1 pseudogene is annotated in these 325 nt (G+C 51.7%); it reads left to right on the top strand.

From position 1 onward, the window contains the following. Positions 1-325 (top strand): annotated as a pseudogene (locus AC27K1_RS21750) (IS110 family transposase); the annotation flags it as partial.

The raw sequence follows: 325 nt of genomic DNA, 5'->3' as shown, positions 1-325 counted from the left end.
CATGCGCGACCTGATCCGGGCACGCACCGATCTTGTCAACGATCTCAAGGCTGCCAGGCAACGGCTCAACAGCTTTCTGTTAAGACACGATCAGGTTTATCACGGCAAACGGTGGAGCAGGCAGCACTGGCTCTGGTTATCTGAACGGGTGTTTTCAACGACTGCGCAGAATGTTGTTCTCAAGCAGTACATGGATATCATCGAAGATCGTCAGAGTCAGCTGACATTCATGGAGCAGCAGATAGACGAGTATCTGCCAAAATGGGCACGATACCCTGTCGTACAAGCGTTACAGGCGCTCAAAGGCGTACGACAGATTACAGCA

This window comes from Kistimonas ophiarachnellae (genome assembly GCF_057552235.1).
The sequence above is the reverse complement of the archived record's forward strand: the minus strand, read 5'-3'. Positions and strand labels throughout refer to the sequence as shown.